The organism is Pseudomonas sp. EA_35y_Pfl2_R111 (assembly GCF_963970955.1).
GTDB lineage: Bacteria > Pseudomonadota > Gammaproteobacteria > Pseudomonadales > Pseudomonadaceae > Aquipseudomonas.
The window spans coordinates 407,534-420,260 of sequence record NZ_CAXAOM010000001.1 but is presented as its reverse complement, the minus strand read 5'-3'; the positions used below and the strand labels follow the sequence as shown (position 1 = coordinate 420,260).

Below are 12,727 nucleotides of genomic sequence, written 5' to 3'. Positions count from 1 at the left end.
TGAAACCGGTAAACACCGGATAAGCCCAGTCTAGGGCGGTCAAGGTCAAGGGCCGTCAGGGCAAGGTAAAGCTTAGGTAAAGAGCACGGCGTGGCTGGTTTACAGAGCCGGCTCTCAAACGCTGTAGTAGTAGCCGCGGCTACGCAGTGCAAGAATGCGCTGGCGGCCGTCTGCATGTGGGCCGAGCTTTTTGCGCAGATTGCTGACGTGCATGTCCAGGCTGCGGTCATACAGCGTCAGTTTGCGGCCGAGGGCCAGTTGCGCCAGTTCCTGTTTGTCCACTGGCTCGCCTGGATGTTGCAACAGGGCTTCGAGGATGCGGCTTTCCGAGAGTGTCAACAGCACTTCCTGTTCGCCCAGGGTCACGGTGCCGCGGGCCTGACTGTAATGCAGGTCGCCGAGATCAAGCGGGCTGCTGGGCGTGGCCGGCAGGCTACGGCGTAAGACGGCACGTAAACGGGCGGTCAGCTCGCGGGGATCGCAAGGTTTGGCCAGGTAGTCGTCGGCGCCCAGTTCCAGGCCGAGAATCCGGTCCAGAGGTTCGCCACGGGCCGAAAGCATCAGCACGGGCAGTTCGGGGTGGTCGCTGCGCAACTGCTTGAGCAATTCCAGGCCACTGCCATCGGGCAGCATCACGTCCAGTACCACCGCATCCGGGCTGTGTTTGGCGAGAGCGTTACGGGCACCTTGGCCGTCATGGCAGGCGCTGACCTGAAAGCCTTCCTGGGTCAGCCAGCTGGTCAGCAGCTCGCAGAGTTCGACGTCGTCGTCGATTAACAGCAGATTACTCATGGGTCAGTTGAGCCACTCGCTGCGTGAACGGCGACCACGACGCAGGAACGCGCCGATAATCACCCCGAGCAGACCGGCTCCGGCGCCCGTAGCAAACCACATCTGCTGTTCGCTTATCAGCGGCTGCGGGGTGCTGGCCTGGGTCTTTTTCAGCTGCAGTTTAAGGCGCTGGTTTTCCTGGCGCAGGCGTTGCAGTTGCACGGTGTCACGTTCATTACTGCTGTTTTGCAATTCCGCGCTGAGGGCTGCGCGCTGTTCTTCGCTGAGCGCCAGGCGCTGTTCCAGTTCATCTATATGCGTCTGCGCCGAAGTGGCTTCTGCCAAAGGCTGCGGCGGGCTTTCTTCGGCCTGGACGAAGGCCGGCGAACACAGGGTTAAGAGCAGAAACAACGGGCCTGGACGCATCGGAACTCCTATCTTTTTAATTATTGTTATGGGCTATTCAGCGGAGGGGTTGATTCAAGGCAAGACCAGTTTGAAGGGTTTTACCAGTACCGAGGCATACACCCCGGCGGCGCGGTAGGGGTCGGTATCGGCCCACTGTTGTGCGGCCGGCAGCGATTCGAACTCGGCGACGATCAGGCTGCCGGAAAAGCCCGCTGGGCCTGGATCATTGCTGTCGACGGCTGGGTGCGGGCCGGCAAGGATCAAGCGACCTTCGCTTTTCAGCTGCTCCAGGCGTGCAAGGTGCGCCGGACGGGCACTCAGGCGGCTTTCCAGGGAATTTTCCACATCGGTGGCAATGATCGCGTAGAGCATCTCAATCCTTAATACGGTGGTTGGCACGGGCCAGCGCCAGGGGAGAAAAGCAGCCTGGTCAGGCAAAGTCGAGGAAATATTGGCGCAAGCCAGCAAGAATCCACATCTGGCGGCATAATAACAAACATAAATGACTCGGAAAGCGCCCCTTATGGATGTTGATTTGCATTGCCACAGCACCGCTTCAGATGGCGCGCTTGCGCCAGCTGTGGTGGTGGCGCGGGCGTTTGAGCGCGGTGTGCGTTTGCTGGCGCTGACCGATCACGACACCCTTGATGGCCTGGATGAGGCCGGCGCCGCAGCGCAAGAATTGGGCATGCAACTGGTCAATGGCATCGAGCTGTCCTGCACCTGGGGCGGTGCGACCATTCATGTACTGGGCTACGCCTTCAATCGCGATGCGCCGGCTTTGCAGCAGGCGATTGCCGAGCTGCATGAGGGGCGCTGGTTGCGCGCTGCTGAGATCAGTAAGCGCCTGGAAGCCAAAGGCATGCCGGGCGCGCTGGAAGGTGCGCGGGCCATGCAGCAGGAACTGGGTGACAGTGGGAATGCTCCGGCGCGGCCGCACTTTGCGGACTTTCTGGTGCGCAGGGGATATGTGAAGGATCGCGCCGAAGCGTTTCGTAAGTGGCTTGGCTCGGGCAAGCTGGGCGATGTCAAACAGCACTGGCCAGAGCTGGCCCAGGCGGTTGATACCTTGCGCCGTGCGGGTGCTTGGGTCAGCCTGGCGCATCCCTGGCAGTACGACTTTACTCGCAGCAAACGGCGCAAGCTGATCGCCGATTTTGTCGGTGCCGGTGGGCATTCGCTGGAGGTGGTCAACGGTATGCAGCCTGCCGAACAGGTGGGCAGTCTGGCGATTCTGGCGCGGGAGTTTGGCATGTTCGTCACGGCTGGCAGTGATTTCCATGCGCCGGGCCAGTGGTCTGAGCTGGGCGTCTATCGCCCAGTGCCCGAGGATCTACCGCCCTTGTGGGCACGGTTCAAACATGTCCAGCAGCCTACTGCAATCTGACCAGGACCTTAGTGTGAGTCAATTCTTCCAGATTCATCCGGAAAACCCGCAAGCGCGCCTGATCAAACAGGCTGTCGAGATTATTCGGGCTGGCGGGGTAGTTATCTACCCGACAGACTCGTCGTATGCAGTCGGTTGTCATATTGGTGATAAGGGCGCGATAGAGCGCATACGTCGCCTGCGCCAGCTGGACGACAAGCATAACTTCACCCTGGTATGCCGAGACCTGTCGCAACTCAGCACTTTTGCCAAGGTCGATACCGCTGCTTTCCGTCTGCTTAAGAGCCATACCCCGGGGCCTTACACCTTTATCCTCAATGCCACCCGTGAAGTGCCGCGCATGCTGCTGCATGCCAAACGCCGCACCATTGGTCTGCGCGTGCCCAGTCATCCGATTGCCATGGCCTTGCTGGCCGAGTTGGATGAGCCGTTGATGAGTGTGACCTTGATTTTGCCGGGGGACACGCTGCCGATGAGCGATCCTTACGAGATGCGTCAGATTCTTGAGCATCAGGTCGATCTGATCATCGATGGCGGCTTCGGCGGCCTGGAAGCCTCCACCGTGGTCAGCCTGCTTGACGATGAGCCTGAGGTTTTTCGAGTGGGTTGCGGTGATCCGTCGCCTTTTACGAATGACATCTGATCCTGGCTATAATCGAACTCCTTTGAGCTTTCAGGTAATCCGTTTTGAGTCTTGTTGACGCTGAACGCCGCGTGCTGTCTGGCATGCGCCCAAGTGGTCTGCTGCATCTGGGGCATTATCAGGGCGTGCTGAAAAACTGGGTGAAGCTGCAACACAGCTATGAATGCTTCTTCTGTATCGTTGATCTGCACGCGCTGACCACGGATTACGACGATGTCGGACCCTTGTCTCAGCGCGTTATGGACATGGCCGTGGACTGGCTGGCGGCTGGCGTCAGCCCCAGCTCGGCGACGCTGTTTATTCAGTCGCAAGTCCCTGAGCACGCCGAGCTGCACCTGCTGCTGTCGATGATCTGCCCGCTCAGTTGGCTGGAGCGCGTGCCGTCCTATAAAGAGCAGCAGGAGCAGCTGCACGGCAAAGACCTGAGCACCTTCGGCTTTCTCGGTTACCCCTTGCTGCAGGCAGCCGACATTCTGCTGTACCGCGCCGGCGTGGTGCCGGTGGGCAGTGATCAGTTGGCACATATTGAGTTTGCTCGGGATGTGGCGCGGCGCTTCAACCATCTGTATGGCCGCGAGCCAGGCTTTGAGGAGAAGGCCGAGGCGGCGATCGTCAGACTTGGCAAGAAAACCGCGACGCTCTACAACAACCTGCGCAAGGCCTATCAGCAGCAGGGCGACGCTGAGGCGCTGGAAACCGCGCGGGCGCTGCTCAAGGACCAGCAGAGCATCACTTTGGGGGATAAGGAACGTCTCTACGGTTATCTAGAAGGTGGCGGCAAGATTCTGCTGATCGAACCCCAGGCCATGCTTGGCGAGTCGCCTAGGCTGCTTGGGCTTGATGGCGGCAAGATGTCCAAGTCCAATAACAATGCGATTTTCCTGCGTGACAGCGGCGCGGTGATCGAAGAAAAGATCCGTCGTATGCCGACCGATCCTGCGCGGGTGCATCGCGATGACCCCGGCAATCCGGCGAACTGCCCGGTGTGGTCGCTGCACCAGTTGTATTCCAGCAACGCGACCTGCGACTGGGCGCAGCAAGGCTGTCGCAGCGCCGGCATCGGTTGCCTGGAATGCAAGGCACCCTTGGTCGAGGCGCTGCAGCAGGAGTTGCAACCGTTGCAGGCACGCGCTGCGGATTATCAGGACAACCCTGATCTGGTCCGGCAGATTCTCGCCGATGGTGCCGACCGTGCGCGCTCCGAGGCGCGGGAAACCTTGAGTGAAGTGCGCATGGCCCTTGGCCTGAATTACCGCTGAACCTAACGCTGAATCTAACCTCGAGAGTGACCATGTCCAGCGTGCCAGCCCAGGAACATCCCGACAGCCATCCCCAGGATCAGGCCAATGCCCAGCAAGAGCTGCCCTTTGCCCTGGTGTATGGTCAGGCGGTCACCGAAATGCCGCTGGACCTGTATATCCCGCCGGATGCCCTGGAGGTGTTTCTCGAAGCCTTCGAAGGCCCGCTGGACCTGCTGCTGTACCTGATCCGCAAGCAGAACATCGATGTGCTGGACATTCCGGTGGCGGAAATCACCCGCCAGTACATGGGCTATGTCGAACTGATGCAGTCGGTGCGCCTGGAGCTGGCGGCCGAGTATCTGGTGATGGCGGCCATGCTCGCCGAGATCAAGTCGCGCATGTTGCTGCCGCGCTCCAGTGAGGCCGAAGCCGAGGAAGACGACCCGCGCGCCGAGCTGATCCGCCGTCTGCAGGAATACGAGCGTTACAAGGCTGCCGCGGAAGGCATCGACGGTCTTAGCCGGGTCGGGCGGGACATCACCGTGCCGCGCCTGGATGCCCCCGAAGCGCGGGCGCGCAAACTGCTGCCGGATGTCAGCCTGGAAGAAGTGCTGCTGTCGATGGCCGAAGTGCTGCGCCGCGCCGATATGTTTGAAAGCCACCAGGTTACCCGTGAAGCATTGTCGACCCGCGAGCGCATGAGCGAAGTGCTCGAACGCCTCAAGGGCGGCGCGTTTGTGCCCTTTGTCAGCCTGTTCAGCGCTGAAGAGGGCAAGCTCGGCGTGGTGGTGACCTTTATGGCAGTGCTCGAGTTGATCAAGGAATCCCTGGTTGAACTGGTGCAAAATGAGGCTTTCGGGCCAATCCATGTGCGTGCGCGGGCTGAATAAGCATGAACCTTAACGAACCTCGCGAGCTGGCCAGCCTGCTCGAAGCCTTTCTGCTGGCATCTGGCAAACCACAATCGCTGGAGCGTCTGTTCGAGCTTTTCGAAGAGGCCGAGCGCCCCGAACCGGCGGTGTTCAAAAAGGCCCTGGCGCACCTGGGCAAGTCCTGTGAAGGACGTGCTTTTGAGCTGGTCGAAGTGGCGTCAGGCTACCGACTGCAAGTGCGCGAAAAATATGCCCCTTGGGTTGGCCGGCTGTGGGAAGAGCGCCCGCAGCGCTACTCGCGCGCCATGCTGGAAACCCTAGCGCTGATCGCCTACCGCCAGCCGATTACTCGTGGCGAAATCGAAGATGTGCGCGGTGTGGCGGTCAACAGTCATATCGTCAAAACCCTGCTGGAGCGCGAGTGGATTCGCGTGGTGGGTTATCGCGATGTGCCGGGCAAACCGGCAATGTTTGCCACCACCAAAGCCTTTCTCGATCACTTCAACCTGAAAAGCCTCGACGAATTACCGCCATTGGCCGCCCTGCGCGAGCTGGAGCCTGAGCCGGCCTTGGCGTTTGACGAGGATCTGGAAGCGCCGCAGAGCCTGCAGGCACGTGCCGATCTGGCCCTGGCCGATGAACCTGCGATGGAAGTGGGTGAGGAAACCAGCTTCAGCAGCCTGCTGGCTGAACTCGACTCGATGGAGCAGGGTCTGAAGACCGACTTCGATGATTTGCCCGAGCAGGACGATGAGCTTGACGATGCCGATGAGCCTCATGAAACCCTGGATAAAGAGCAGCTGCCTGACTAAAGGGCGGGGTGCGTCAGCGAGGGCGTTAGTGCGGTGAAAGACCCTTGCATCAAGCTGTGCAAGTTCGAGTGCGATATCTGTCTCGGTTGCGGGCGCAGCAAAGCCGAGATCAAGGGTTGGAAGAAGCTTGATAAGCCTGCTCGGCGCGCCGTGTTGGCCGAGGCTGATATGCGTTTGCTGAGCCTGGCGACCATTGGTCGGCGCAAAGGCTGACGGCCACCGATCAGCCAGCTAGCCTCAATCCGTGCGTCAGCGCCGCGTTTCGCGTATGCTCCGCGCCCCTTCGACGAATAGGCCCTGCCTAAATCGTCCTAATCACTAAAGAAAACACCGGGAGGTGCCCAGATGAGTGAAGAAATCGAAGAATACAGCCCCGCAGGCGAAAAGCTGCAGAAAGTTATGGCGCGCATGGGCCTGGCTTCACGCCGTGAAATCGAAGCCTGGATTACCGCTGGCCGCGTCAAGGTCAACGGCGCAGTCGCCAGCCTCGGCGTGCGCGTCGACCTGCACGATGCGATTGCCGTCGATGGCAAAGTGATCCGTCGCGAAGAAGCCGCCGAAAGCGTGCGCCGCGTAATCATCTATAACAAGCCCGAAGGTGAGATCTGCACCCGTGACGACCCGGAAGGCCGTCCGACCGTGTTTGACCGTCTGCCACGGCCTAAAGACGGCCGCTGGATCAATATCGGTCGCCTCGACATCAATACCACCGGCTTGCTGATGTTCACCACCGACGGTGAGCTGGCCAACCGCCTGATGCACCCGTCCTTCCAGATGGACCGCGAGTACGCCGTGCGTGTGCGTGGTGAAGTCGACGAAGAGATGATCGAGCGCCTGAAAGCTGGCGTGATGCTCGAAGACGGCCCGGCCAAGTTCACCGACATCAAGGTCGCGCCGGGCGGTGTGGGCTTCAACCACTGGTATCACTGCGTGGTGATGGAAGGCCGTAACCGCGAAGTACGCCGGTTGTGGGAATCCCAGGGCTTGGTGGTCAGCCGTCTGAAGCGCGTGCGTTTCGGCCCGGTGTTTATCACCTCGGACCTGACCATGGGCCGCTGGCGTGAAATGAGCCAGCGCGAAGTGGATATCCTCAGCGAAGAAGTCGGCCTCAAGCCGGTCGCTTTGCCGGATATGAAGGAAAAAGCCCGCGACAAGATCGACCGTCTGCAGCGCAAATCGGCCAAGCCGGTGGGTCGTGCCGCACGTCCGGAACGGACCCTGCGTCCGGCCCATGGCGGCGGCCCAGCAGCGGCTGGCGATCAGGGTCGTTCGCGTCCTGCCCGTGGTGAAGGCGATGAGCGTGGCGAGCGTCCAGTACGCACCCCACGTGCACCGCGTGCCGATCAGAGCAAGGGCACGCCGGTTGCTGAGCGTCCACGTGACGTCAACAAGAAGCGCCCGGCCAAGCCAGGTGCGCAGCGCCCAGGCGTCGAGCTGAGCGAGCGTCCATCACGCAAGCCAGCCGGTGCGCCGGTCAAGCGCCGCAGCCCGCCGAGCCGTGAAGGTCAGCGCCCAGGTTTTGGTCGCGGTCCTAAGCCGGAGTAATCCATTGCGGTGGATGTGAAAAAGGCGACCTTCGGGTCGCCTTTTTTATGTCCTGCCATCCATGGCGGCCACCCTGCGGGCCGTCGCTGCGCGACGTTAAAAATGGCTCCCGGCCATTTTTTATCGCCGGACGTTTACCCGGCCATCGACAGGCGATTACGGCCATCGCGTTTGGACACGTACAGCGCGCTGTCGGCACGGCGCAGCAGGCTTTCCATGGATTCACCCGGCAGCAGGGTGGCGCAGCCGAGGCTGACCGACAGTTCGATGGCGCGATTTTCCACCAGGTACTGGATGCCGAGAACGGCCATGCGCAGGCGTTCACCGACCATTGAGGCGGCTTCGCGGTTGGTGTTGGAGAGCAGCACCATAAATTCTTCACCGCCGAAGCGGAACACCATGTCGACATTACGCAGGCTGTCTTTCAGGGCGGTGGCGACGGCTTTCAATGCCTGGTCGCCGATCAGGTGGCCGTGGCTATCGTTGATGCGTTTGAAGTGGTCGATGTCGACCATCAGCACGGACAGCGGCTGCAGGGTGCGTCGGGCAATATCCACTTCGCGTTTGAGCGTCTGCTGCATGGCGATGCGGTTGCCGGTATCGGTCAGCGGGTCGCGCAATGCGCTCTGTACTGCAGAGCGGTAGAGCAGGGCGTTGCGCAGCGGGAACAGCAGGCTGGCGAGCAGCGATTCCAGCTGGCCCAGCTCATCCTCGCTAAAGCGCTGGTTACGACGGAAGGTCAGCTCACCGAGGAATTCGCCATCGTGATTCAGGCGGTAGCCGGCCGAGTGATTACCGCGCTCGCCCAATTCCAGGCGCAGGTCGCAGGAGGCCAGTTGGTAGCTGAGGGCGCTGAGTGGCACCAGGCGCTGCACTTCGCTGTAGAACAGCTCGAGAATGCGTTCGGCTTCCAGCGAGGTTTGCAGGCGCAGGCTCAGTTGTTGGCGCAGTTGCGCCAGGCTGACCGGCTTGAGGTTTTTCTGCAGGCGACTGGCATAGCCGAGACGCTGCAATTTTGCAGCGTCGAAATCGATGGTGTTGGACTGGTTATGCGGGGCCATAAGCCTTACCTCTTACGCGATACGCGACGACTGGAAGAGGTAGAGCGAATTTCATGCCAAGCACGGTTTTGAGTAAAAAGTGCTTTTATTTCATGTGCTTACGTTTATGCGGCAAAGATTGGCGGCAAGCCTTTGCCGGTTAACTGGCGGCCTGCTGGCAATTTGATGCCAGCAGATCGGCCTGCCGCCGGGAAACCGGCGGCGGCAGCAGTAACTTACTGCGCGTCAAATGCCTGGCCATTGACGCCCGTGCTGCCTGGTCCCATCAGGTACAGGTAGACCGGCATGATGGCGTCCGGCAATGGGTTGTTGGTCGGGTTTTCGCCCGGGTAGGCCTGGGCGCGCATATCGGTACGGGTTGCGCCTGGGTTGACGCTGTTGGCGCGTACGCTGCTGATGCTATCGATTTCATCGGCGAGCACCTGCATCAGGCCCTCGGTGGCGAATTTCGACACTGCATAAGCACCCCAGTAAGCGCGGCCCTTGCGGCCGACGCTGCTGGAGGTGAATACCACCGAGGCGTCTGTCGAGAGTTTGAGCAGCGGCAGCAGGGTGCTGGTGAGCATAAACATGGCGTTGACGTTGACCTGCATAACGCGCATGAAGTTGTCGCCGGACAGTTGCTCCAGCGGCGTGCGCGGGCCGATGATCGAGGCGTTGTGCAACAGGCCGTCAAGCTTGCCGAACTCGGCTTCGATCATCGCCGCCAGCTCGTCGTACTGGTGCGGCAGGGCGGTTTCCAGGTTGAACGGGATCACTGCAGCCTGCGGATGGCCGGCGGCTTCGATGGCGTCATACACCCGGCTGAGGTTTTCTTCGGTCTTGCCCAGCAGCAGTACGGTTGCGCCGTGGGCGGCGAAGGTCTTGGCGGCGGTTGCGCCAATGCCACGGCCGGCACCGGTCACCAGAATCACGCGGCCCTTGAGCAGGTCGGGGCGGGCGGAATAGTCATGCATGGGTAAAGCCTCATTAATTCAAAAACGGGTGGCGCCGGTGCGCGTCCGGTAAGCAGTCTTCAGCAGCTGCACAGGGCTCGCTCGAGCACAGCGCGCAGTTCCAGCGGATGGTCCACCACTACATCGGCGCCCCAGTTGCGTGGGTTGTCCTGCGGGTGGATATAGCCGTAGGTGACGGCGGCGGTCTTGCAGCCGGCGGCGCGGCCGGCTTCGATATCGCGCTCGTCATCGCCGATAAACAGGGTGGCGGCGGGCTCCACGCCCATCTTCGCGCAGGCCAGCAGGATCATCTCCGGATCGGGCTTGCTGCGGCTGACGTGATCCGGGCAGACCAATACCGCCGAGCGCTGCGCCAGACCAAGTTGCTGCATGATCGGCTCGGCATAGCGCACCGGCTTGTTGGTCGCCACACCCCAGATCAGTTTGGCCTGTTCGATATCTTCGAGCAGCTCATGCATGCCGTCGAATGGTCGAGTAAGTACCGCGCAGTGGCTCTGATAGCGCTCGAGAAACTCCAGGCGCAGGGCTTCGAAGCCTTCATCCTCAGGGTTTATGGCGAAGTTGGCGGCGACCATGGCACGCGCACCGCCGGAGACCTGATCACGAATCAGCTTGTCGGCAATCGGTGGCAGGTCGCGTTCGGCGCGCATGGCCTGGCAGATGGCGATAAAGTCCGGTGCGCTGTCGAGCAGGGTGCCGTCCATATCGAATAAAACCGCGCGTAAACGCATGCGCCTCACTCCTCGCGCAGGGTCTGGATCATGTAGTTGACGTCGACATCGGCTTCCAGCTTGTAGCGTTTGCTCAGCGGGTTGTAGGTCAGGCCGATGATGCCTTTGACCGCAAGGCCTGCCTCGCGGCTCCAAGCGCCCAGTTCGGACGGACGGATAAATTTCTTGAAGTCATGGGTGCCGCGCGGCAGCAGGCGCATCAGGTATTCGGCGCCGATGATGGCGAACAGATACGCCTTGGGGTTGCGGTTGATGGTGGAGAAGAACACCTGGCCGCCGGGTTTGACCATGCGGTAGCAGGCGCGGATCACCGACGCCGGGTCGGGTACGTGCTCCAGCATTTCCAGGCAGGTGACCACGTCGAACTGCTCAGGCATTTCTTCAGCCAGGGCTTCTGCGGTGATCTGCCGGTATTCGACGGTTACGCCCGACTCCAGCTGATGCAATTGGGCCACCGCCAGCGGCGCTTCGCCCATATCGATACCGGTGACGCTTGCGCCGCGCTGAGCCATGGATTCGCTGAGGATGCCGCCGCCGCAGCCGACGTCCAGTACCTTCTTGCCGGCCAGACCGGCGCGCTCGTCGATCCAGTTGACGCGCAGCGGGTTGATGTCATGCAGCGGCTTGAATTCGCTTTCGCGGTCCCACCAGCGGTGGGCAAGGGCTTCGAATTTGGCGATTTCAGCGTGGTCGACGTTACTCATATAAATCCCTGAATCAGGCTGCGGCAAGAATGGGAGCGCAAGGTGCTCATGTTGCCAGTTTCGCCGGGTGGATTGGACGCCTGTTATGCGTCCAATGTATGTCAGTTTGTCGCAGTGCCCGAATTCTCTGGGCTGGCAGTCACTTGCCGGCGATCTTCGCGCCCCAGGCGCGGGCGTTGGCGATGATCCGTTGTTCGTCCAGGCGCGTTAGTTGGCCGGCGTCGAGCAATTGTTTGCCGCCGACCCACAGGTGTTCGACGCAGGGGCGGCCACCGGCGTAGATAAGCTGCGATACCGGGTCGTAGACCGGTTGCTGAGCCAGGCCGGAGAGGTTGAATACCGCCATATCCGCAGCCTTACCCAGTTCCAGCGAGCCGATCTGCTCATTCAGGCCCAATGCGCGGGCGCCGTTGAGGGTGGCCATGCGCAGTGCGCGGTGGGCATCCAGGGCTGTGGCTGAGCCGGCAACCGCCTTGGCCAGCAGGGCAGCAGTGCGGGTTTCGCCGAGCAGGTCGAGATCATTGTTGCTCGCCGCACCATCGGTGCCGATGGCCACGTTGACCCCGGCCTGCCAGAGTTTTTCCACTGGGCAGAAGCCGCTGGCGAGTTTGAGGTTGGACTCTGGGCAATGGATCACACTGCTGTTGCTTTCCACCAGCAGGGCCAGGTCCTCATCATTAATCTGGGTCATGTGCACGGCCTGGAAGCGCGGGCCGAGCAGATCGAGGCGCGCCAGGCGGGCCAGTGGTCGTTCACCGCGTTGCTCCAGACTCTGTTGCACCTCGAAGGCGGTTTCATGCACATGCATATGAATGCCGGCGTCGAGCTCTTCGGCGAGCATGCGGATGTTTTCCAGCTTGTCGTCGCTCACGGTGTATGGCGCGTGCGGGCCGAAGGCGACGCTCAGGCGCGGGTGGTGCTTGATGTCGTCGAACAGCGCCAGGCCCTTGCGCAGCGCCTCGTCGGCGTCGCGGGCGCCGGGAATTGGGAAATCCAGCACTGGAATGCTGATCTGTGCGCGGATGCCGCTGCGGTGCACCAGCTGGCTGGCGGTTTCCGGGAAGAAATACATGTCGGAGAAGCAGGTGATACCGCCCTTGAGCTGTTCTGCGATGGCTAGCTCGGTGCCATCCTGCACAAACTGCTCGTTGACCCATTTGGCCTCGGCCGGCCAGATGTGCTTCTCCAGCCAGGTCATCAGCGGCAGATCATCGGCCAGGCCGCGGAACAGGGTCATTGCCGCATGCCCGTGGGCGTTGATCAGGCCTGGCGTGAGCAGCCGGCCGGGCAGTTCAAGCACCTGCAGGGCGCTGTGTTTGAGCGCTTCAGCGCGCGGGGCGATCAGCGCGATGCGTCCATCACGGATGCCCAGGCCGTGCTCTAGCAGCACCACACCGGCAGGCTCGACCGGGACCAACCAGGTGGGCAGTAGCAGCAGGTCGAGTGGGGTTTGCGGCATGGGGTGTGCTTCCGGCAGTCAGTAAAGTGGCGAGTTTATAGAGGAACGCCCTAGGCTTGAAGCTGCACGCGCTCTATATGGCGGGCTGTTGGCACGAAGCTCGGGGCGGTGTGCGTATAATGGTCGGCTTTTTCCGG

At 61.3% G+C, this 12,727-nt stretch carries 14 protein-coding genes and 1 pseudogene; 7 read left to right on the top strand and 8 right to left on the bottom strand.

All coding sequences use genetic code 11. The features are described from left to right. Positions 1-114: 114 nt before the first annotated feature. Genes AACY25_RS02215 through AACY25_RS02205 form a run of 3 tightly spaced genes read right to left on the bottom strand, consistent with a single transcriptional unit; the run spans position 115 to position 1,551 of the window. On the bottom strand, positions 115-792 hold the full coding sequence (locus AACY25_RS02215; protein ID WP_339522266.1) for a response regulator transcription factor: 678 nt from the start codon (positions 790-792) through the stop codon (positions 115-117). Between the two features lie 3 nt (positions 793-795). Continuing rightward, positions 796-1,197 (bottom strand): translation initiation factor 2, encoded by a 402-nt coding sequence (locus AACY25_RS02210; protein WP_339522264.1) that lies wholly within the window; start codon positions 1,195-1,197, stop codon positions 796-798. Positions 1,198-1,251: 54 nt separating this feature from the next. Next, positions 1,252-1,551 carry a YciI family protein gene (locus tag AACY25_RS02205; RefSeq protein ID WP_339522262.1) on the bottom strand — a complete coding sequence of 100 codons (300 nt, stop codon included), beginning with the start codon at positions 1,549-1,551 and terminating at the stop codon, positions 1,252-1,254. Positions 1,552-1,702: 151 nt separating this feature from the next. Here AACY25_RS02205 and AACY25_RS02200 point away from each other — a divergent pair, with 151 nt between their 5' ends. The 7 genes and pseudogenes from AACY25_RS02200 to rluB all read left to right on the top strand — a co-directional run bounded on the left by AACY25_RS02200 (position 1,703) and on the right by rluB (position 7,679). Next, positions 1,703-2,566 (top strand): PHP domain-containing protein, encoded by an 864-nt coding sequence (locus AACY25_RS02200; protein ID WP_339522261.1) that lies wholly within the window; start codon positions 1,703-1,705, stop codon positions 2,564-2,566. 13 nt (positions 2,567-2,579) lie between these two features. Next, the gene (locus AACY25_RS02195) at positions 2,580-3,209 is read left to right on the top strand and encodes an L-threonylcarbamoyladenylate synthase (protein ID WP_339522260.1); all 630 of its coding nucleotides are present in this window, start codon (positions 2,580-2,582) and stop codon (positions 3,207-3,209) included. Positions 3,210-3,253: 44 nt separating this feature from the next. Then, positions 3,254-4,468 (top strand): tryptophan--tRNA ligase, encoded by a 1,215-nt coding sequence (locus tag AACY25_RS02190; protein WP_339522258.1) that lies wholly within the window; start codon positions 3,254-3,256, stop codon positions 4,466-4,468. A 173-nt stretch (positions 4,469-4,641) separates the two neighbouring features. After that, entirely contained in the window at positions 4,642-5,340 is a 699-nt protein-coding gene (locus tag AACY25_RS02185; RefSeq protein WP_339523793.1) for a segregation and condensation protein A, read from the top strand. 2 nt (positions 5,341-5,342) lie between these two features. Continuing rightward, positions 5,343-6,119, top strand: a pseudogene (gene scpB / locus AACY25_RS02180) (SMC-Scp complex subunit ScpB); the annotation flags it as partial. Between the two features lie 48 nt (positions 6,120-6,167). After that, entirely contained in the window at positions 6,168-6,347 is a 180-nt protein-coding gene (locus tag AACY25_RS02175) for a DUF1289 domain-containing protein (protein ID WP_339522256.1), read from the top strand. Between the two features lie 132 nt (positions 6,348-6,479). Further along, a complete protein-coding gene (rluB, locus tag AACY25_RS02170) occupies positions 6,480-7,679 on the top strand; it encodes a 23S rRNA pseudouridine(2605) synthase RluB (protein WP_339522254.1) in 1,200 nt (399 codons plus the stop codon). A gap of 134 nt (positions 7,680-7,813) precedes the next feature. Here the strand turns inward: rluB and AACY25_RS02165 are convergent, their stop codons facing one another. The 5 genes from AACY25_RS02165 to AACY25_RS02145 form a co-directional block, all read right to left on the bottom strand. Then, a complete protein-coding gene (locus AACY25_RS02165) occupies positions 7,814-8,740 on the bottom strand; it encodes a GGDEF domain-containing protein (protein ID WP_339522253.1) in 927 nt (308 codons plus the stop codon). A 215-nt stretch (positions 8,741-8,955) separates the two neighbouring features. Beyond that, complete coding sequence (locus AACY25_RS02160; protein WP_339522252.1) at positions 8,956-9,696, bottom strand: YciK family oxidoreductase; 741 nt, start codon at positions 9,694-9,696, stop codon at positions 8,956-8,958. A gap of 59 nt (positions 9,697-9,755) precedes the next feature. After that, positions 9,756-10,427 (bottom strand): N-acetylmuramic acid 6-phosphate phosphatase MupP, encoded by a 672-nt coding sequence (gene mupP / locus AACY25_RS02155; RefSeq protein WP_339522251.1) that lies wholly within the window; start codon positions 10,425-10,427, stop codon positions 9,756-9,758. Positions 10,428-10,432: 5 nt separating this feature from the next. Further along, positions 10,433-11,131, bottom strand: a complete 699-nt coding sequence (gene ubiG, locus AACY25_RS02150) for a bifunctional 2-polyprenyl-6-hydroxyphenol methylase/3-demethylubiquinol 3-O-methyltransferase UbiG (RefSeq protein WP_339522250.1) — start codon at positions 11,129-11,131, stop codon at positions 10,433-10,435. A gap of 139 nt (positions 11,132-11,270) precedes the next feature. Continuing rightward, positions 11,271-12,590 carry a TRZ/ATZ family hydrolase gene (locus AACY25_RS02145; RefSeq protein ID WP_339522249.1) on the bottom strand — a complete coding sequence of 440 codons (1,320 nt, stop codon included), beginning with the start codon at positions 12,588-12,590 and terminating at the stop codon, positions 11,271-11,273. Positions 12,591-12,727 lie beyond the last annotated feature (137 nt).

What these genes read in the sequence shown, in the direction of transcription:
- AACY25_RS02200 (WP_339522261.1), top strand. Translation starts at nt 1,703, where the DNA reads ATGGATGTTGATTTGCATTGCCACAGCACCGCTTCAGATGGCGCGCTT.
- ubiG (WP_339522250.1), bottom strand. Translation starts at nt 11,131, where the DNA reads ATGAGTAACGTCGACCACGCTGAAATCGCCAAATTCGAAGCCCTTGCC.
- rluB (WP_339522254.1), top strand. Translation starts at nt 6,480, where the DNA reads ATGAGTGAAGAAATCGAAGAATACAGCCCCGCAGGCGAAAAGCTGCAG.
- AACY25_RS02145 (WP_339522249.1), bottom strand. Translation starts at nt 12,590, where the DNA reads ATGCCGCAAACCCCACTCGACCTGCTGCTACTGCCCACCTGGTTGGTC.
- AACY25_RS02215 (WP_339522266.1), bottom strand. Translation starts at nt 792, where the DNA reads ATGAGTAATCTGCTGTTAATCGACGACGACGTCGAACTCTGCGAGCTG.
- AACY25_RS02205 (WP_339522262.1), bottom strand. Translation starts at nt 1,551, where the DNA reads ATGCTCTACGCGATCATTGCCACCGATGTGGAAAATTCCCTGGAAAGC.
- mupP (WP_339522251.1), bottom strand. Translation starts at nt 10,427, where the DNA reads ATGCGTTTACGCGCGGTTTTATTCGATATGGACGGCACCCTGCTCGAC.
- AACY25_RS02165 (WP_339522253.1), bottom strand. Translation starts at nt 8,740, where the DNA reads ATGGCCCCGCATAACCAGTCCAACACCATCGATTTCGACGCTGCAAAA.
- AACY25_RS02210 (WP_339522264.1), bottom strand. Translation starts at nt 1,197, where the DNA reads ATGCGTCCAGGCCCGTTGTTTCTGCTCTTAACCCTGTGTTCGCCGGCC.
- AACY25_RS02160 (WP_339522252.1), bottom strand. Translation starts at nt 9,696, where the DNA reads ATGCATGACTATTCCGCCCGCCCCGACCTGCTCAAGGGCCGCGTGATT.